The sequence below is a fragment of the Mycobacterium noviomagense genome, assembly GCF_010731635.1.
GTDB lineage: Bacteria > Actinomycetota > Actinomycetes > Mycobacteriales > Mycobacteriaceae > Mycobacterium > Mycobacterium noviomagense.
In genome coordinates this window covers 628,115-645,461 of sequence record NZ_AP022583.1, presented here as the reverse complement: position 1 = coordinate 645,461, position 17,347 = coordinate 628,115, and the positions used below count along the sequence as shown (strand labels likewise).

At 65.5% G+C, this 17,347-nt stretch carries 22 protein-coding genes and 1 pseudogene; 11 read left to right on the top strand and 12 right to left on the bottom strand.

Annotated features, from left to right (window positions below; genetic code table 11):
- Positions 1 to 3: 3 nt before the first annotated feature.
- From G6N15_RS02755 to G6N15_RS02740, 4 genes are all read right to left on the bottom strand, one after another.
- Positions 4 to 972 carry a hypothetical protein gene (locus G6N15_RS02755; protein ID WP_083084759.1) on the bottom strand — a complete coding sequence of 323 codons (969 nt, stop codon included), beginning with the start codon at positions 970 to 972 and terminating at the stop codon, positions 4 to 6.
- Positions 969 to 2,120 carry a hypothetical protein gene (locus G6N15_RS02750; protein WP_083084762.1) on the bottom strand — a complete coding sequence of 384 codons (1,152 nt, stop codon included), beginning with the start codon at positions 2,118 to 2,120 and terminating at the stop codon, positions 969 to 971. Before G6N15_RS02750 ends, G6N15_RS02755 begins: the two co-directional genes overlap by 4 nt.
- 48 nt (positions 2,121 to 2,168) lie before the next feature.
- Positions 2,169 to 2,408, bottom strand: a complete 240-nt coding sequence (locus G6N15_RS02745; protein ID WP_083084765.1) for an acyl carrier protein — start codon at positions 2,406 to 2,408, stop codon at positions 2,169 to 2,171.
- Positions 2,409 to 2,872: 464 nt separating this feature from the next.
- Positions 2,873 to 3,010, bottom strand: coding sequence for a hypothetical protein (locus G6N15_RS02740; protein ID WP_163747861.1), 138 nt, complete (start codon positions 3,008 to 3,010; stop codon positions 2,873 to 2,875).
- Positions 3,011 to 3,272: 262 nt separating this feature from the next.
- Between G6N15_RS02740 and G6N15_RS02735 the strand changes: the two genes are divergently transcribed.
- From G6N15_RS02735 to G6N15_RS02725, 3 genes are read left to right on the top strand one after another with little or no spacing between them, the layout of a single operon-like run.
- Positions 3,273 to 5,639, top strand: coding sequence for an MMPL family transporter (locus tag G6N15_RS02735; protein WP_083084767.1), 2,367 nt, complete (start codon positions 3,273 to 3,275; stop codon positions 5,637 to 5,639).
- Between the two features lie 7 nt (positions 5,640 to 5,646).
- Complete coding sequence (locus G6N15_RS02730; protein WP_083085152.1) at positions 5,647 to 6,339, top strand: TetR/AcrR family transcriptional regulator; 693 nt, start codon at positions 5,647 to 5,649, stop codon at positions 6,337 to 6,339.
- The gene (locus G6N15_RS02725; protein WP_083084770.1) at positions 6,336 to 6,977 is read left to right on the top strand and encodes a class I SAM-dependent methyltransferase; all 642 of its coding nucleotides are present in this window, start codon (positions 6,336 to 6,338) and stop codon (positions 6,975 to 6,977) included. Before G6N15_RS02730 ends, G6N15_RS02725 begins: the two co-directional genes overlap by 4 nt.
- 118 nt (positions 6,978 to 7,095) lie before the next feature.
- Here G6N15_RS02725 and G6N15_RS02720 read toward each other — a convergent pair whose 3' ends face one another.
- Together G6N15_RS02720 and G6N15_RS02715 are read right to left on the bottom strand one after the other, a co-directional pair.
- Positions 7,096 to 7,953, bottom strand: a complete 858-nt coding sequence (locus G6N15_RS02720; RefSeq protein ID WP_083084773.1) for a DUF559 domain-containing protein — start codon at positions 7,951 to 7,953, stop codon at positions 7,096 to 7,098.
- 117 nt (positions 7,954 to 8,070) lie between these two features.
- Positions 8,071 to 8,784, bottom strand: a complete 714-nt coding sequence (locus G6N15_RS02715; protein WP_083084775.1) for an NAD-dependent deacylase — start codon at positions 8,782 to 8,784, stop codon at positions 8,071 to 8,073.
- A gap of 34 nt (positions 8,785 to 8,818) precedes the next feature.
- Between G6N15_RS02715 and G6N15_RS02710 the strand changes: the two genes are divergently transcribed.
- Positions 8,819 to 9,184: a GntR family transcriptional regulator gene (locus tag G6N15_RS02710; RefSeq protein ID WP_083084777.1), complete on the top strand. Its 366-nt coding sequence runs from the start codon at positions 8,819 to 8,821 to the stop codon at positions 9,182 to 9,184.
- 2 nt (positions 9,185 to 9,186) lie between these two features.
- Here the strand turns inward: G6N15_RS02710 and G6N15_RS02705 are convergent, their stop codons facing one another.
- Positions 9,187 to 9,714, bottom strand: coding sequence for a DUF1697 domain-containing protein (locus G6N15_RS02705; protein ID WP_083084780.1), 528 nt, complete (start codon positions 9,712 to 9,714; stop codon positions 9,187 to 9,189).
- The gene (locus G6N15_RS02700; protein ID WP_083084782.1) at positions 9,711 to 10,532 is read right to left on the bottom strand and encodes a class I SAM-dependent methyltransferase; all 822 of its coding nucleotides are present in this window, start codon (positions 10,530 to 10,532) and stop codon (positions 9,711 to 9,713) included. The genes G6N15_RS02705 and G6N15_RS02700 overlap by 4 nt, the downstream gene beginning before the upstream one ends.
- A gap of 70 nt (positions 10,533 to 10,602) precedes the next feature.
- Between G6N15_RS02700 and G6N15_RS02695 the strand changes: the two genes are divergently transcribed.
- Together G6N15_RS02695 and G6N15_RS02690 are read left to right on the top strand one after the other, a co-directional pair.
- Positions 10,603 to 11,046 (top strand): PPOX class F420-dependent oxidoreductase, encoded by a 444-nt coding sequence (locus tag G6N15_RS02695; RefSeq protein WP_083084785.1) that lies wholly within the window; start codon positions 10,603 to 10,605, stop codon positions 11,044 to 11,046.
- Between the two features lie 45 nt (positions 11,047 to 11,091).
- The gene (locus G6N15_RS02690; RefSeq protein WP_083084787.1) at positions 11,092 to 11,280 is read left to right on the top strand and encodes a DUF5302 domain-containing protein; all 189 of its coding nucleotides are present in this window, start codon (positions 11,092 to 11,094) and stop codon (positions 11,278 to 11,280) included.
- Here G6N15_RS02690 and G6N15_RS02685 read toward each other — a convergent pair.
- Positions 11,277 to 11,708, bottom strand: a complete 432-nt coding sequence (locus G6N15_RS02685; protein WP_083085155.1) for a DUF4345 domain-containing protein — start codon at positions 11,706 to 11,708, stop codon at positions 11,277 to 11,279. The two genes, G6N15_RS02690 and G6N15_RS02685, sit on opposite strands and share 4 nt — an antisense overlap.
- 132 nt (positions 11,709 to 11,840) lie before the next feature.
- Here G6N15_RS02685 and G6N15_RS02680 point away from each other — a divergent pair, with 132 nt between their 5' ends.
- Genes G6N15_RS02680 through G6N15_RS02670 form a run of 3 tightly spaced genes read left to right on the top strand, consistent with a single transcriptional unit; the run spans position 11,841 to position 13,189 of the window.
- Entirely contained in the window at positions 11,841 to 12,437 is a 597-nt protein-coding gene (locus G6N15_RS02680) for a TetR/AcrR family transcriptional regulator (protein ID WP_232070331.1), read from the top strand.
- Positions 12,438 to 12,446: 9 nt separating this feature from the next.
- The gene (locus G6N15_RS02675; RefSeq protein WP_083085158.1) at positions 12,447 to 13,046 is read left to right on the top strand and encodes an HhH-GPD-type base excision DNA repair protein; all 600 of its coding nucleotides are present in this window, start codon (positions 12,447 to 12,449) and stop codon (positions 13,044 to 13,046) included.
- The gene (locus tag G6N15_RS02670) at positions 13,043 to 13,189 is read left to right on the top strand and encodes a DUF1059 domain-containing protein (RefSeq protein WP_083084790.1); all 147 of its coding nucleotides are present in this window, start codon (positions 13,043 to 13,045) and stop codon (positions 13,187 to 13,189) included. The genes G6N15_RS02675 and G6N15_RS02670 overlap by 4 nt, the downstream gene beginning before the upstream one ends.
- Positions 13,190 to 13,284: 95 nt before the next feature.
- Here G6N15_RS02670 and G6N15_RS02665 read toward each other — a convergent pair whose 3' ends face one another.
- Positions 13,285 to 14,379, bottom strand: a complete 1,095-nt coding sequence (locus G6N15_RS02665) for an Rv1157c family protein (RefSeq protein WP_083084793.1) — start codon at positions 14,377 to 14,379, stop codon at positions 13,285 to 13,287.
- 41 nt (positions 14,380 to 14,420) lie between these two features.
- The gene (locus G6N15_RS02660; RefSeq protein ID WP_083084796.1) at positions 14,421 to 15,056 is read right to left on the bottom strand and encodes a hypothetical protein; all 636 of its coding nucleotides are present in this window, start codon (positions 15,054 to 15,056) and stop codon (positions 14,421 to 14,423) included.
- Between the two features lie 181 nt (positions 15,057 to 15,237).
- On the opposite strand from G6N15_RS02660, the gene G6N15_RS02655 reads away from it, so the two are divergent.
- Entirely contained in the window at positions 15,238 to 16,476 is a 1,239-nt protein-coding gene (locus tag G6N15_RS02655; protein WP_083084799.1) for a mannosyltransferase, read from the top strand.
- Here G6N15_RS02655 and G6N15_RS02650 read toward each other — a convergent pair.
- The gene (locus G6N15_RS02650) at positions 16,457 to 16,747 is read right to left on the bottom strand and encodes a 4a-hydroxytetrahydrobiopterin dehydratase (RefSeq protein WP_083084802.1); all 291 of its coding nucleotides are present in this window, start codon (positions 16,745 to 16,747) and stop codon (positions 16,457 to 16,459) included. The two genes, G6N15_RS02655 and G6N15_RS02650, sit on opposite strands and share 20 nt — an antisense overlap.
- 26 nt (positions 16,748 to 16,773) lie before the next feature.
- Between G6N15_RS02650 and G6N15_RS02645 the strand changes: the two are divergent.
- Positions 16,774 to 17,158, top strand: a pseudogene (locus G6N15_RS02645) ((deoxy)nucleoside triphosphate pyrophosphohydrolase).
- Positions 17,159 to 17,347: the final 189 nt, after the last annotated feature.

Genomic DNA, 17,347 nt, shown 5'->3' with positions numbered 1-17,347 from the left:
CTCTCATGTCCGGATTGTGTCTCGGCGATCACCGATCGCCGGCTGGGGGACAGCTCCTCCGCCGAATGAGATCCGGCCCCGCACGAAACCAGCGACCAGCGCCTCGAACCGCGCGCCGCCGGCGAGTGCCGCGCATCCGATCAAAGGAAGACCGACCATGATGCCGATGGCCAAGCCGAGGACGAACATCGCCAAACTCGCGCCCTCCACCACCGCACCACATCGCCGAGCCGACCTCACTGTTGCGCCCCATCTCCGAAAAACCACCCCGGAGAGAAGATCCGCCGCAGCCAGGGTGGGCACGATGGGCGCCGCCTCTTCGGGGCACCGCCTCGACTCGGCGATGCATCGCCCTACATCGGCGATCCGAGCCATTTCCGCGTCGCCGATCCCGGCCCGCCCGAACCACAGGAAGGGTTCGCGATTCCCCGTCAGCAACCAGCGCAGGGTGGTCACAAATGTCGTCGCCTGCGGCCGTGTGTCGGTCGCGGCGATGACCTCGACGCGTCTTGCACCCGCGGATCGCAGCAGCGCGGACACTTCGATCGCCGCCGAGTACCACATGTTGCGGCAGGCGATCAGCGAGACCACCGACCGGTTGCGGACTGCCTCAGGATGCGCTTTCAGCAGTGACCGGACGGGAAGCGAGGGCGCTAAATACCACACCTGGTAGGCCAGGATCACCAATTCCTCTGGGTCGCTGGAGAAGCCGCCCGCCGGCTCGATGAGCTCCACGACCGCCTCCGGGTCCACCGCCGAAGGGAACACCCCGAAGAATCGCCGGATCGGCCACGGGAAAGGGAACGCGACGCGCGGCTGTACCTGCACCCGCCGGATGTCCCACCCGCGGGAGACGAGAGGAGCGGTCAATGCATCGGCGACCTCCCGCAGCTGCCCCGTCTGCGAATAGAGGTACACCACCGCGCGAGGCTGCGGCCGCCCGTCCGATACGACCTCGGATGCCGTAGTCATGGCTTGACGTCCGAGACCGCAGCCGCCGACACCGCGGTCAGATGCATGAACGAGACCACGAACCGGCCTGACTCCGGGACCATGCACAACAGCGTGTCGCCATCCTTGATCAGGCCCTCCGTCACCATCTCGTCGAGAATGACGAAAATGGCTGCGCTCCCGACATTTCCGACTCTCGTCAGGTTGCTGTACCACGCTTCGGTACCGCCCGCGGCGACACCGCGCCGACGGAACTCGCCCAACATCATCGCCTTCATCCGTTCGCTCGAGTAATGCGCGGGAAACCAGGTCACCGTCTCAGGGTCGAACTTGCCCATGGCGAGCAGACGTTCGTACTCGTCGATCCCGACGCGCACCAAGTGCGGCAGCAGGGAGAGCTTCTGCCGCAGAACGAACGCACCATCGGCAGCGGCTGCTGAGACGCTCGGGTAGTCACCCCAGGTCGTCGCGCACGTGTTGCTGTTACTGCCGAAAAACATGCAGGCCTTTTCGGTGTTCGCATACGACGTCAGCGAAATCCAGTCGATGCGAAGACTGATCCCCGATGTCGCTGGCGCGCTCTCGACCACCACGGCCCCGGCGCCATCGGAGAGCATGTAGCGCAAAAACGCGGTTTCCATCGGTAGCGACCCGTCGTCAGCGATCGCCTCCAGACCCTCGTAGCGGGTGCTCTTGAATCCCCGTGATGCCAACTCGCTGGCCACGCAGATCGCATTGCGCTTCTCGCCGATCGCTACTTGCAGATATGCGTTCTTCAACGCCATCATCCCGCAACTGCAGATACCGTGGGCAGTCGCAATCTCGAGCGGCCCATACCCCAACTCGCCGTGCACCATGCTGGCATGCCCGGGACCCAGCACGTCGGGCATCGTCGTAGCAGCACAAAGCATTTCGACTTCGTCGGGGCCGAGTCCCGCGCGCTCGGCGGCATTGCGCACGGCGGCGGCCGCCATCGCCGTATTCGACACGACGGTTCGCTGACTCTTGTCGATCGCGTAGTGGCGCGTCTTGATGCCGCAGTTGGCGAGGACGAGATCTTTGAGATCGGCCGACGCGTTACCCGCCTTTCCGATGTAGTCTTCGATCTCGTCGTTTGTCACCGGGTAGCCCGGGAGAAAACTGCCGGTGGCTGTGATGTATGCACTCATAGTGGTGGCTCCGATGATGCAGTTCCTAAAGAGACTTTGTGTGCGCCGTCAGGCCACTTCGGTTCTCTTTAGTTCGATGAGACCCTTGAAGTCGGAGAGTGTGCGCACCCCCGCTATGCGCTCGTCGTTGAGCGAAACGCCGTACTTGTTCTCAATGATCTCGGCGAGGGCGAGTAGCCCCAGTGAATCGACTCCCAGATCGTCCAATGTGGATTCACTCGTGATGTCCTCGGATTCGACGCCGTAGTGCGCGCGCAGGTACGCGACGATGTCGTTTTCGATCGACATGACAGTCTTCCTTCCGCTTGACCATTGTGCGGCCGTGTCATGTGCCACGGCAAACCGTCGCTGAGCTACTCAGTCCTATTACGAGTCGCGGCCTGTGGGCGCGCTGGCGCGAGTAGCCGCTGAGGGTCGTCGAAGCCCGGAAACCTGGCAAGCGATCCGGTGATCTCAGGCCGGCTGTAGTGAGTCGGTGGCAATCCACCCTGCACCCGCTGACACTCACTGCGTCCACACTGCTGGCACGAGCGGCGGTGCGGGTTGGTTCAATCGAAGCCCACGCTGGCCGTTATCGACCAGCTACTGGTAGAGCCGGCACGGTCGTAATCTCGCGGCCCAATGACCAACACTCATCAGGCGCGTAACGAGACGAGCGTGGTTTGCGAGGAAGTCAGGAATGCAGCAACGACACAAGCGAGGGTGAACTCATCTGATTGGGCGCTTTCTCACTGCCCGCCCATATGTGCGGGTCAGCTCGCAGTGGGCAGCGGGTGCCAGTCGTCGAGCTGCTCAGAGGTTTCGCCCTCTACCAACATGTCGCCGTGGTAGAGAGCCTCAAAGTCGGCTTTGATGACGTCGGCACTTGAGTCGTCGATCCACATGGCCATGAGCGTATGGGTAACCATTAAGGAATCATTGAGTCACAGTTCGGAAAATTGTGGCAATATTACCGTCGGGTAGGGTCCGGCCGGCCGGAGCGGTGAACCATCTGTGGCGCCACCTTCGTATCTATGGACAAGGGTGCTGAGGGCGTCGTGGACACTTATGACTTATCGCTGATAAGTTACCGCCGATAGTGATGGTGGTCCGCCCCGAACGACGTCGACAGGCAGGGAAGCGCGACCATGTCGGCGGTGGAAGGACGCGAACATGCTGCAGGGAATCGCTCGACTTGCCATCGCCGCACCTCGGCGAATCATCGCGGTGGCGGTCCTGGTCCTGGCGGGTGCTGCCGTCTTCGGTATTCCGGTTGCCAAGAGCCTGTCTCCAGGTGGGTTCCAAGATCCCACCTCGGAATCCGCCCATGCGATCCAGCTTCTGGCAGCTAAGTTCAGCCAAACTGAGCAGCAGCTGCTCGTCGTCGTGACCTCGGCCGCGGGCGCCCGCAGCGACCAAGCCCGCCATGTCGGCACCGACATCGCTGAGGAACTGAAACGGTCACCGCTGGTCTTCAATGTGTCCTCGGCGTGGACTTCGCCGCCGCAGGCCGCTGCCGACCTGGTCAGCAAGGACGGCAAATCTGGACTGATCGTGGCAAACCTCAAAGGCGGCGAAAACAACGCCCAGAAATACGCCACCACGCTGACCGGCCAAGTGATGCACGACCGGGACGGCGTGACCGTACGTGCCGGCGGTGTGGCGATGGTCTACTCCCAGATCAACCGGCAGAACGAACGCGACCTGCTGCTCATGGAATCCATCGCGATTCCGTTGAGTTTCGTCGTCTTGGTCTGGGTTTTCGGTGGGTTGTTGGCGGCGGCGTTGCCGTTGATCCTGGGCGGATTCGCGATTGTCGGCTCGATGTCGGTGCTGCGGCTGATCGCCTTCACCACCGATGTGTCGACATACTCGCTCAACCTCAGTACCGCGCTGGGCTTGGCCTTAGCGATCGACTACACCCTGCTGATCATCAGCCGCTACCGCGACGAGCTTGCCGAGGGCACCCCGCGAGACGAGGCACTGGTCCGCACGATGGCGACAGCCGGCCGCACGGTGCTGTTCTCCGCAACCACCGTGGCTTTGTCGATGGCGGCAATGGTGCTGTTCCCGATGTACTTCTTGAAGTCATTCGCCTACGCCGGTGTGGCCACCGTGGCATTCGTCGCCACGGCGGCGGTCCTGGTGACCCCGGCCGCCATGGTGCTGCTGGGGCCGCGGCTCGACGCGCTGGACGTGCGCCGGCTGGCGCGCCGGGTACTCCATCGTCCCGATCCGGTCCACAAGCCTGTGGAGCAGCTGTTCTGGTACCGATCCACCAAGTTCGTGATGAGCCGCGCCGTGCCAATCGGTTTGGCAGTTGTCGCGCTGCTGGTGTTGCTCGGGGTTCCCTTCCTCGGCGTGAAATTTGGTTTTCCAGATGAACGTGTGCTGCCGCCTTCGGCTTCGGCGCACCAGGTCGGGGATCAGTTACGCAACAATTTCGCCGACGATTTCGGAAGGAGAGTCTCCGTCGTCATCCCCGACGCTCGTGGCCTCAACCCAGCCGAACTTGAGCGCTACGCCGCCGATCTGTCGCGGGTGCCCGACGTGTCTGCGGTCGCCGCCCCGACTGGCACATTCGTGGCAGGAAACCGCGCCGGACCGCCGGCCGCCCCCACCGGGCTCGACGGCGGCAGTGCATTCCTGACCGTCGCCAGCACCGCACCGCTGTTTTCGCAAGCCTCGGCCACCCAGCTTGACCGACTGCACGCCGTCACCAAACCGGCGGGTCGATCCGTCGAGATGGCAGGCCTGGCGCAGATCAACCACGACAGCGTCAGGGCGATCGTGTCGCGAGTGCCGCTGGTACTCGGGGTGATCGCTGTCATTACCTTTCTGCTGTTGTTCCTGCTTACCGGCAGCGTGGTGCTACCGGTGAAGGCGTTGGTATGCAACGTGCTTTCGCTGACGGCCGCGTTCGGCGCACTGGTGTGGATCTTCCAAGACGGCCATCTCGACGCACTGGGAACGACTTCGAGCGGCACGCTGGAGGCCACCATGCCGGTGTTGTTGTTCTGCATCGCTTTCGGGTTGTCCATGGATTACGAGGTGTTTCTGATTTCACGGATCCGTGAGTACTGGCTGGAATCGGGTGCCGCTCGGCCGGCCAGACTGACCCCGGGTGCGGCCCGTGCCGCGAACGACGAGAGTGTGGCGCTCGGCGTGGCCCGCACCGGCCGGGTGATCACCGCCGCTGCGCTCGTGATGTCGATATCGTTCGCCGCGCTGATCCCCGCTCAAGTGTCGTTCATGCGGATGTTTGGTGTCGGCCTCACACTTGCTGTGCTGGCGGATGCCACCCTGGTGCGGATGGTGCTGGTTCCGGCGTTCATGCACGTCCTTGGACGGTGGAATTGGTGGGCGCCCAAGCCGCTGGCATGGCTGCACGAGCGGTTCGGGCTCAGCGAGTCCGGCGCTGCTCAGGAGTTGACACCGCTCGCTGCGGCATCGGGACGGCATCGCCGGTCGGACGTGCGGCTGGGGGACACGAGCGGGAATGGACAACGGACCCCTGCATCGGTGAGGGACAGTAGTTGAGGTGCCGATGAAAACTTTGCGACGATCGCGCGCACCGCGTGGCTCTGGTGATCGGCTACGTGACGAAATCCTCGATGCTGCAACCGAGTTGCTGTTAGAAACCGGACACGCCAAGGCGGTCTCGATCCGGTCGGTCGCGCAACGCGTGGGCGTCACGCCGCCCTCCATCTACCTGCATTTCCAGGACAAAGATGCGCTGCTGGACGCGGTGTGTGCCCGCTACTTCGCCAAATTGGATCAGGAAATGCAGCGGGTCGCGTCCGGGCAACAGTCCGCCGTGGAAGTGTTGCGCGCACAAGGACTGGCCTATGTGCGGTTCGCCATCGCGACACCTGAGTTGTATCGGATCGCCACCATGGGTGAGTGGCGGTCCGGCAGCGACGTCGACGCGACGCTGGACAGCTCGGCGTTCAAGCACATGCGTGAGACCGTCCAGACGCTGATGGATGAAAAGATCTACCCGCCCGGTGATCCGACGACCGTGGCGCTGCAGCTGTGGAGCGCCGCCCATGGGGTGGCCGCCTTGCTGATCGCCAAGCCGCACCTGCCGTTCGGCGATGCGGAGGCGTTCGCTGACCGGGTGTTGGGCGCAGTGTTCTGGGGGCATTTGGTGGCGGGGCTAGTCGGTCTGGACGCCGAACCGCAGGAACTGCTCAACCGGCTGATGGCACGTGAACACCGAGAGGGCTCCCCGGCATGACAGCGACAACCACCACGGTCCACCACCCGTTTTTCGCCCGCGTCTGGCCCACCATCGCCGCGCACGAGACCGACACGCTGCGGGCGCTTCGTCGGGAAAACCTGGCCGGTTTGTCGGGGCGGGTGCTCGAAGTCGGCGCGGGCACCGGGACGAACTTCGCTCTCTATCCAGAGGCCGTCGAACACGTCGTCGCAATCGAGCCCGAGCCGCGGCTGGCCGCCCGTGCACGTCAGGCGGGGGCCGACGCCTCGGTTCGGGTGGACGTCAGATGCGAGACCGTCGAGCACTTTACTGCCGAAGAACCGTTCGACGCGGTGGTGTGCTCACTGGTGCTGTGTTCGGTGGAGGACCCGGATATGGTTCTGCGGCAGCTGCATTCGTGGCTGCGGCCGGGCGGGCAGTTGCGGTATCTCGAGCATGTGGCCAGCGGCGGTGTCCGCGGCCGGTTCCAGCGATTGGCCGACGCGACGTTTCACCCACGATTGATGGGGAACTGCCACAGCCACCGCCACACCGAGCAGTCGATCGCCGAGGCCGGGTTCGATGTCGACCACATTCGGACCGAGCGGCCGTTGCCTGTGTGGGTGCCGCTGCCGGTGGCGGAGTTCGCGCTCGGCCGCGCCCACCGCCCGGCCTAGGCCGTCGCTTGTTATGCGCCGCTGCGTTGCTGCGTCGAGACTGCGCTCACTGCGTCGAGACTGCGCTCACAGCGCATGACCATGTTCGGCACAAGCTATACGCGCAGAGTCGATGCCACTAACGCAGACTCGACCGGCGAGACTCCAGCGCATCGCGTACCCGGCGGACGATGTCCGCCGGACGATCGCCGGCGAGCACTCGGATGACGATCCAGCCCAGCCGTTCCAGCTCTTCGCTTCGTCGAACATCCCGGGCGTATTGCCAGCGGTCGAGCCGATGGTGTTCGCCGTCGTACTCGACCGCGACCATGACGTCCTCCCATCCCATATCCAGGTAGTACGTTTGACGGCCGTCGGCGCTCACCACCGGAATCTGGGTACGTGGCCGTGGCAGGCCAGCGCGAATCAGCAAGAGACGCAACCACGTTTCTTTGGGCGACTGCGCACCCGCATCGACCAATTCGAGCACGGTTTCCAGCTGCCTGAGCCCCCGCGCGCCGCGATGCCGCCCGGCAAGGTCGGCGACGTGGCTCAGGTCGATGCCGGTGGCCGCCACGAGGGCGTCCATGTGTGCAACCGCGGCACCGACCGATCCACGGCGACCGATATCGAATGCGGTGCGCTCAGCCGTGGTGACCGGCAAGCTCGCGACTAGCTGGGATTCGTCGCAATGTAGACGTACGGCGTAGGTTCGCACGCCGCGCGGTGGCCGTGCGTTGGACCAGATCAACTCAACCGGCGAGCTGTCGTCTACCCATTTCGAGCCGTGCCAAGCAGCTGCCGTCAGCCCGGCAATCACGCCCTGTCGATGCGACCACAGCCACGCCGCTACTGTCCGCTGCTGCAACGTCATCTGTTGGTCGCGCCGGACGTAGACGTCGGGAAACACCGCCCGGAACCGGGACCGCAGTTGGTGCCAGCGCAATGCTCCGCAGGCGATCGCCTCGCTACCGATGAACGGCTCAGATGTTGTCATGGCGGTAGGTTCACCGGTTGCACCGACGCTAGCGTCACCGATACTGCGGTGACAGCGTGCTGTTGTGGATGAACCGCGATGTGTGCGCAGCGTCGGCGCGGTGGGCGCAGAGTGGGTTTACTTCAACAGGGCGGGCAGCCGCTGCAGCAACCCCGGCAACGCCTGGCTTGCGGTCTCGCGCAGGGAGATCGTCGCGCTGCGGGACAGCGGTGTCGGCTCGGGGTTGACCTCGACGACCGTCGCGCCGCGCGCTAACGCCAGCTCGGGCAGACCCGCGGCCGGATAGACGATCGCCGACGTACCCACCACGACCAGCACGTCGGCAGCCTGGGTGGCCTCGACGGCCCGCTGCCACGGCTCTTCAGGTAGTTGCTCGCCGAACCACACGACGTCCGGCCGGATCAGACCGCCGCAACCACAGCTCGGCGGTTCCAGTTCCAGAACAGGCTCCGACATTTCCGGCAGCGTGCCGGTATAGGGCAAAGCGCAAGCAGCGCAACGGAATTCGAAGATGCTGCCGTGTACGTGGTGAACGGGGTCGCTGCCGGCGCGCTCGTGCAGATTGTCGACATTCTGGGTGACGACGGTGACCTCGGCGTGGTCCTGCCAGGCGGCGATTGCGCGGTGCCCGTCGTTGGGTTCGACGCAGCTGGCCAGGTAATGCCGCCACAAGTACCAGCCCCAGACCCGTTCCGGGTTTTGCAGCCAACCGTCGATGCTGGCCAATTCGTAGGGGTCGAAGCGAGCCCACAGCCCGTTCTTGTCGTCGCGAAACGTCGGCACGCCGCTCTCCGCCGAGATTCCCGCGCCACTCAGCACTGTGATCCGCACCCTCCCAACATAGTCGCTGCGAGATACTGAGCAGGTGGAGCTGGGGGAAGCACTACGACTCGACGCGCGGGCGGGCAGGCCGCTATTCGACCAGCTCAGGACTCAGCTCATCGACGAAATCCGGACCGGCAGGTTGGCGCCGGGCACCAGGTTGCCGACCGTGCGCGAGCTGGCCGGCGAGCTGCACCTTGCGGTGAACACCGTGGCCCGCGCCTACCGTGAGCTGGAGACAGCCGGCATCGTCGAAACCCGTGGCCGATTCGGCACTTTCGTCGCCCGGGCTGACCCAGCCGACGCCGCGATGGCCGCCGCGGCCCGGACCTACCTCGATACCGCGCGCGGACTGGGCCTCGGCAAGCACGACGCGATGCGTTATCTCGATTCCGCACCGGACGACTGACACTACTTGTCCGCTGCCTGCAGCACCTTCGCCAGTGTGCGCAGGTTGCGGGTCGTCGTCGCCGACTTGTAGCGCGGCTTGCCCATCGTTTTGCCGATCGTGCTGTCCAGGGTGGCGCCTTTGGGCACCTGCCAGTAGATGACCCCGTCACCGCGGCTGATCTTCTCGCCGGGGGTGGCTTTCAGCACGCCGAGTTCGTCGAGCACCTCGGTATCGCTGACGAACGTGACGTAGGACTGGTATCCCTCGGCCTCGCGTTCGAACGGATACCCATCGTCGATGGCGCGCACCCTCTCGACGTCGTAGACCAGCACCCAGGCGTCATAGCCGAACTTTTCGCGCAATGCGGCTTCTGCCTTCTTGCGCACTGTGTTGACGGCCGAATCGGAATCCAGCAGCACGTTGCCGCTGGCCAAGATGGTGTGCACGTTGCCGAAACCGGCGTCGGTCAAGGCGCTCGCCACGTCGGCCATCTTCAGGCTGACGCCGCCGACGTTGACTCCGCGCAGAAACACCGCATAGCGCGTCATGCGAACTCCAGCAGCGTGACGCTCGAACTGCTGCGCCGCAGCGGACCGATGCGATCCACCGGCCGCCACGCGCTCAGCTTGGACATTCCGTGGCCGGGTCGCAGCGGGACATCGCGGGCAGTGCGCACGCCCGGGATTTGACGGCCCAGGGCGATACTTTCGTCGGCTGTCTGCCCGAACGGCATGGGCGGTAACGCATAGCGATCAGATAGGTGCCAGCCCTGCAGCGTTCGTCGACTGGCCCAATGCGGTATCGAGTCGAAAATCATCTGGCCGCCGGGAAATCGGGCCGCGCAGTCAGCGATCAGGGCACGCCCCTCGCCGGGCTGCAGGTACATCAGCAGGCCCTCGGCGGTGATGAGGACGCCGTGCCCGATTTGGACGCGGTCCATCCAGCTGCGGTCCAGCGCCGACTGGGGGAGTTCGACGACGCGTTCGTCGCGGGGAAGGAGCTGCCGGCGCAGCGCCATTACCGGCGCCAGGTCGACCGAATACCACGTCACGTCATCGACCAGGCCGGCTCGATCCAGACGCCAGAAACTGGTTTGCAAGCCCTCGGCAAGCGCCACGACCGATGCTTTCGGGTGGGTGCGCAGGTAGTGCGCGGTGGCACAGTCGAAGGTCAACGCCCGCCGCGGGTGATACTGGTGCGGCTTGCCGAACTTGTCGTAGTCATAGTCGATCGCATCGAAAAGTCTGATGGCCCAAGGGTCGTCGAGCACACCGTTCGGGCGCTTGGCCTCGATGGCGCGATTGCGCAGTGTCCACAGTGGGGTGGTCGAGACGCCCAGCAGCGAATTGCCGTCGACCCTCGTCATAGCGCGATGGTAGCGGCGCCGCTGGCGAATCGGGCGTGGTCACCGACACCGGCGACGGTAGGCTTCCGGCATGGGACGCCGAGTGTTCGACGACAAGCTGCTTGCCGTGATCAGTGGAAACTCCATCGGCGTACTGGCCACGATCAAGCGCGACGGGCGCCCCCAGCTGTCGAATGTGCAGTATTACTTCGACCCGCGCAGTCTGGTCATCCAGGTATCGATCACCGAGCCGCGGGCCAAGACCCGCAACCTTCGCCGTGACCCGCGGGCCTCGATCCTCGTCAACGCCGACGACGGATGGTCGTACGCCGTCGCCGAGGGCACCGCCGAATTGACACCGCCAGCAGCCGCGCGCGATGACGACACCGTCGAGGCGCTGATCACGTTGTATCGCAACATCGCCGGTGAGCATCCGGACTGGGACGAGTACCGCGAGGCGATGGTCACCGACCGCCGCGTGGTTTTGACGCTGCCCATCACCCACGTATACGGCTTGCCGCCCGGCATTCGTTAAGCGGCGGATCAGCTCCGGTGGCCTCGTTCGCGCTACGCTGCGGTCATGGCGGTATCGAAGTCCGGGCCGGATCCCACATCGGAAGACGAAACCAAGCGCAAGTTCCGGGAAGCCCTGGACCGCAAGAAGCACAAGTCGTCGTCCGGATCTGACCACAAGGACACCGGCGCCAAACAGCCGCGAGCGCACGGACCCGCCGAGAGCCGCCGGGAGTTTCGGCGCAAAAGCGGTTAGTCGCTGACTGCCGCGCCCAGCGCGGCTTTCTGCTGGGCGTCGGCGAGACCGAGAAACGCTGCTGGAACGGCGAATTCGACGGCGGCGAGCACGTCCTGAAACCAGTGCGGTCGACCGTTTACGGCCCGCGAGATCAATCGCCCCACGCCGCCGGCCAGCATCAGCCCGGCCAGCAGGCGCACTTCGTCGGCGCGGATCGGTGACTTGCCAGCCGCCCGCATCCAGGCGATTCCGTACCCGGCGAAGATGGCTGAGTAGAAGCGCTCCCGCGAGTCGACTGTCGCGTTCGCGTCAGCTGCGCCGGGAACCGACGCGGTGCCCAACGCGAAGTGGTAGGCGCCGATGGCGATCGAGGACACGCCGGTGCACACGCTCAGGTACTTCAGGTAGCGGGCCTGCGGCGTCGTGACCACGGAGGTACCGGCCATCTCAGCGGATTCCTTCCGCAATTCGGATAGCGGCCCGCCAACCGTAAGCACGTTAAGTAGACGACTGTCAACTGAGTATGGATCCTCTTGTTTGCCAATGCCTCTCAGCCTGGGTCTGACGGTGGTAGACGGTTGTCAACTAGCATCTGGGCGTGGCCGTTCAACGCCGTCTCGGTCCGGAGCTGCGCCGCGAAAAACGTCGTCGACGCCGCAGAGCGGATCTTCGCGGACCGGCCCTACGAGGACGTCACCATGGATGCCGTCGCCGAAGAGGCCGGCATCTCCCGGGCGCTGCTGTACCGATATTTCCCCGGCAAACCGACACTGTTCGCGTCGGTCTACCGGCGAACCGCCCAGCGGCTGCTCGACCACGTTCAGTTGAACCCGGGGGCTTCGCTCGAAGAGCAAATCGCCAGCGACCTGGACGCCCACCTCGACTACTTCGTGGCCAACCGCAACACCGTGCTGGCTGCCAACCGGACATTGGCCACCGATCCTGTCGTGCAGGACACCATCAACGGCGAGCTGGCCGCGCTGCGGGACCGCATCGCTGATGCAGCCGACTTCGACCAGCTTGCGCGCCAACGATTTTCCGCCATCGTCATCAGCTGGCTGGCATTCGTGCGGGTGCTGTGTGTGCAGTGGCTGGCCGACGAGCAGTTCACCCGCGAAGAAGTCCGCGCCCTGTGTATGGACGCTCTCGCCGCGGTGTTGCCGGCACAGCTTTAAACTATGCGGGTGCCGAAACTGCAGCTGGCTCAGGACCCGGCCGCTGACGCGCTGTTGGGTTCCAACCCGTTCGCACTGTTGGTCGGCATGCTGCTGGACCAGCAGGTGCCGATGGAGACGGCCTTCGCGGGACCGAAGAAGATCGCCGAGCGCATGGGTGGCTTCGACGCCACGCAGATCGCCGACTACGACCCGGACAAGTTCGCCGCACTGTGCTCGGAACGGCCTGCGATACATCGCTTTCCAGGTTCGATGGCCAAGCGGATCCAAGCGCTGGCACAGGTCATCGTCGACCAGTACGACGGCGACACGGCTGGGTTGTGGACCTCAGGTGACCCCGACGGGGCCGAGTTGCTGCGACGGCTCAAAGGACTGCCCGGCTTTGGCGAGCAGAAGGCCCGCATCTTTTTGGCGTTGCTGGGCAAGCAGTACGGCGTGACGCCGGCGGGCTGGCGGGCAGCGGCCGGCGAATACGGCAAGGCCGGCACTCACATGTCGATTGCCGACGTCCTCGACGCCCGCTCACTCGAGCAAGTGCGATCCCACAAGAAGCAGATGAAGGCAGCCAAAACGGCGACCCCGAAGGTGACGCGGAAGGCGGCAACGTGAAGACACACCTGAACTGTCCGTGCGGTGAGGCGATTGTCGGCAAGGACGAGGACGAGCTGGTCGAACTGACCCAGCAGCACCTGGCCAGCGCTCACCCCGGCCTGGAGTACGACCGCGACGCCATTCTTTTCATGGCGTATTGACGACCGACCCAACTTTGCCGCGAGCGTGCATCGTTGTACGCCGTCGGCGGCGTGTCGGCGTACAGACACGCACGCTCGCGGTTAGGGGTGAGCGGTTACGGCACCACCGTCGAGCCGATCGTGGGCAGGAACTGGCACTGCTTTTCCTTGGTGGTGACCTGCCCGAAGATCGTCGAGATGATGCTGCCCGAACCGGTGTCCGCGATGGCGGTCAAGGTGGTCGGTCCGTCGGGGTTGATATCGGGCCGCGGCTTGAGTGTGGCGCTACCCGACTTGCCGGTGGTGAGGTTCACCCACGTGACGTTCAACGGCAGCTTCTGCTCCTCGGCGGGCCCGGGTGTGCCGATCGCGGTGAACACGTAGGCCGTTTGCCCAGGCCCTGGACCGGGAGTGGGGATCTTGGCCGGCCCGGCCACCGACAGAGCGGTCGCGATTGAGTTGCTGCCGTCGGCCAGGCAGCCACTGCCGATCGAGGGGTACATGAAGTCCTGGGTGGGCGGAGCGTCCGGACCGAAACCAGGAGCAGCCGCGGGCGCCGGCCCTCCAGGCGCGGGCGCCGGCCCACCGGCCGACGGCGCGGGCGCCTGCCCCGACGGTGCCGGAGCTGGCACCGCAATCCCTGGCGCCGGCGTCGGCGCGGCAGCAGGAGTCCCGGCCGTCGGCGCGGCGGCAGGAGCCGCGGCCGGCGGCGTGGCCATGGACGCCGGAGCAGCGCCCGGCGGCGAGGCCGGCCCGGCTGGCGGTGCAGCTGAGGCCGGACCGGCTGGCGGCGCGGCTGGGGCCGGGCCCGCGGCATAGGCGGGGTCGATCCCAATCGGTAGGTGTGCCTTGACGCCCGGTTGCACACCGAGTGGCGGAGTATGAGCCGCCGTGGCACCCGGAACGGCCGGGTCCTGCACGAACTGGTTCACCGCCGAGGCGACATTTTTCGACGCGTCCGGCGCTGCCGGATTCTGCGAAAACATCGACGCCGCCGCCATGAGCAGCTGGGACGCTTGCTCGGGATTGGCAGCCGCCTGCTGGATGATCGGACTCAGCTGCGAGAGCGCCGGCAGACCCGGGAGCTGTTGGGACGGTAGGGGTTGCGGTGGCGCCGGCTCAGCGGCAGCGCTGGGGCATAGCGCTAGGCCGGCGGTCGACGCGATCGCAACGGCGGCGAAGCTGCTGCGCAGATTCCAGATGCGTACCACGGTGTTCTCCCGGTGTCTCGGTGGGGCAGTCGACTACACGCTCAGGGCAGCGCCGAAAGCGGGATCAATATCGGGTTGTTGATCACTGCCGGCGGCGCGGTCGCCGCCGACGGCGCCGGAGCGGTCGGCGGGGTCATGCCGCGCGGAATCGGGACGCCCCCCGGAGCAAGCGAAGCCAGATCGGCGGGCAGGGACACCTGCTGCGGCAACGGCACCGGCGAGAACGGCAGGTTCGGCAGCGAAACCTGCGCGTTCGGCATCAGACCCGGACCCGCCGCCGGAGCTGTCGCACCCGGAGCAGCCGCGGGCGCCGAAGGGGCCGCGCCCGGAAGGATCGAATTGAGCCCCGGCATGGCGGCGGGCGCCCCTTGGGCGGGCGACGTAGCTGGCGGGGCGAGAGCGGATGCGCCCGGAACGTTTGCCGGCAGTTGCGGTACGCGAATGTCAGCGCTGGCCATGGGCGGCGGCGTCGGCGGTGTGGCGGGCGCGCCGCTGAGGGCGCTCGTGAGGCCCTGCAGCAACTGCGGTGCGTTGGCAAGCTGTTGCCCGATGCTGCCAAGGTTGGGAACCGGCGCCGGCGGCGCGGTGTCGGCATGGGCGATGCCGCCCGTCAGCAGCGCGGCCGACCCCCCTACCACAACGGCGGTCGCGCGTAACAAGGTCCAAATGGTTGACATGACTCTCCCTGGTTTTCGACGAGATGTTCCGGCGCCGATCGTTCGCTCGATACCAAAGTGACTCAAGTGACACGTGTGGCGGTTATTTGATCGTTACGCAGACGAGCGGTCACGGTGACCGGCGGGCCGTCGCGAAGGCAACGCGGCGTCGTATCCGTCCACGCTCGCTAAAGTCGGGCACATAGACACCACCGCGGCCGCCCCGGCGGCAACCTCGACCCGCCGGCAGGCGATCCCACTAGGAGCTGCCGCGCCGGTTTTGCTGTGTGTGAGCATCGCGGCACGGCTGGCGTGGACCTACTTGGTGCCAAACGGGGCCAACTTCGTCGACTTGCACGTCTACATCGGCGCGGCGGCCACCCTCAGCCATCCCGGCGCCCTGTACAGCTACGTCTACGCGGACCAGACGCCCGATTTCCCGCTGCCGTTCACCTATCCGCCGTTCGCGGCGGTGGTCTTCTATCCTCTGCACTTCCTGCCGTTCGGTCTCGTCGCATTTCTGTGGACGGTCGGCACCATGGCGGCGCTGTACGGCGTCGTTCGCCTCACCCAGCGTTTACTGGGTGTGCCGGCCGGCCGCGGCCAGCGCGCCGCCATGCTGTGGACCGCGGTGTCGATCTGGATCGAGCCGCTGCGCAGCACGTTCGACTACGGCCAGATCAACGTGCTGCTGGTGCTGGCTGTGCTCTGGGCGGCCTACACCAGCCGGTGGTGGCTATCGGGCCTGCTGGTCGGCGTGGCAGCTGGGGTGAAGCTGACCCCGGCGATCACCGGCCTCTATCTCGTCGGGGTCCGGCGCTGGGCGGCGGCGGTGTTCTCGGCGGTCGTCTTCCTGGCAAGCGTCGCGATATCGGCGCTCGTCGTCGGCGACCAGGTCCGCTACTACTTCACGGACTTGCTTCCCGACACCGATCGGGTCGGGCCGATCTGCACGACCTTCAATCAGTCCTGGCGCGGGGCGATCTGTCGGATCTTCGGCCACGACACGGGATACAACCCGCTGGTGGTTGCGGCGATTCTTATCACTGCCGTACTGGCCGTGCTGGCCTGGCGGGCGTTGAAGACGAGGGGCGAAGCGCCGGACCGGTTAGGCATGCTGCTGGTGGTACAGCTGTTCGGGCTGCTGCTATCGCCGATCTCGTGGACGCACCACTGGGTATGGCTGGTGCCGTTGATGATTTGGCTGATTCACGGGCCGCTGTCCGAGCGCCGCGGCACGCGGATTCTCGGGTGGTGCTGGCTCGCATTGACCATCGTCGGGGTGCCGTGGCTGCTGAGCTTCGCGCAACCGAGCATCTGGCAGAGCAGCCGGCCGTGGTATCTGGCCTGGGGCGGATTGGTCTACATCGTGGCGACGCTGGCCACGCTGGCATGGATCGCCGCGAGCGGACGACGAACGGTCAGCTCGGCGTCCCGATAATTCCGTTGATGTCGCGGGCCATCCCTATGTCGTTTTGCGTGATGCCGCCCTCAGAATGCGTCACCAACGCGAAAGTGACTGTTCGCCAACGGATATCGATATCCGGGTGATGATTCTTTTCTTCCGCGTGCTCAGCCACCCGGCGCACCGCGTCGATACCTGCCATGAACGACGGGAACTTGATCGACCGGCGCAGCACACCGCCTGCTCGCTCCCAGCCCTCAAGCTCTGGCAGTGCGGCGTCGACTTGTTCATCGGATAACACGGCCATGCATCGACGGTATACCGTCACCCGCGATGCCGAACCAGATCGTCGTCGCCGGCGCCGTCATCTCCGGATCCACACTGTTGGTGGCACAACGGGACCGGCCACCGGAATTAGCCGGCCGCTGGGAGCTGCCCGGCGGCAAGGTCATGGCGGGCGAATCCGAGCCCGAGGCCCTGGCCCGGGAGCTGGCCGAAGAACTCGGCATCCATGTAGTGGTCGGGGAGCGGCTGGGGCAACGACATCGACCTCGACGGCACAGCGACGTTGCGCGCCTATCGGGTCGAGTTAATCCGCGGCGAGCCGCATCCGCGCGACCACCGCGCGCTGCGCTGGGTGACGGCCGCCGAACTCGATCACGTCGACTGGGTGCCCGCCGACCGGGCCTGGCTGGCTGCGCTGTCCGAACTCCTGTGAGGGGCCGACTCTTCGACACGCGGACAGCGGCTTTGCAGGAAAAACACAGCATTGTCGAAGGCCCCGAATTGTGAGCTAGTTTTTACAACGCCATACGAAATATTTACGCTGGGTTATCGCAGTGTTGGCGATCCTGATGGTTGTGTGCAAGGCGGGGGACGGCCGCCACGCCTGTTACCGGCGCATTTC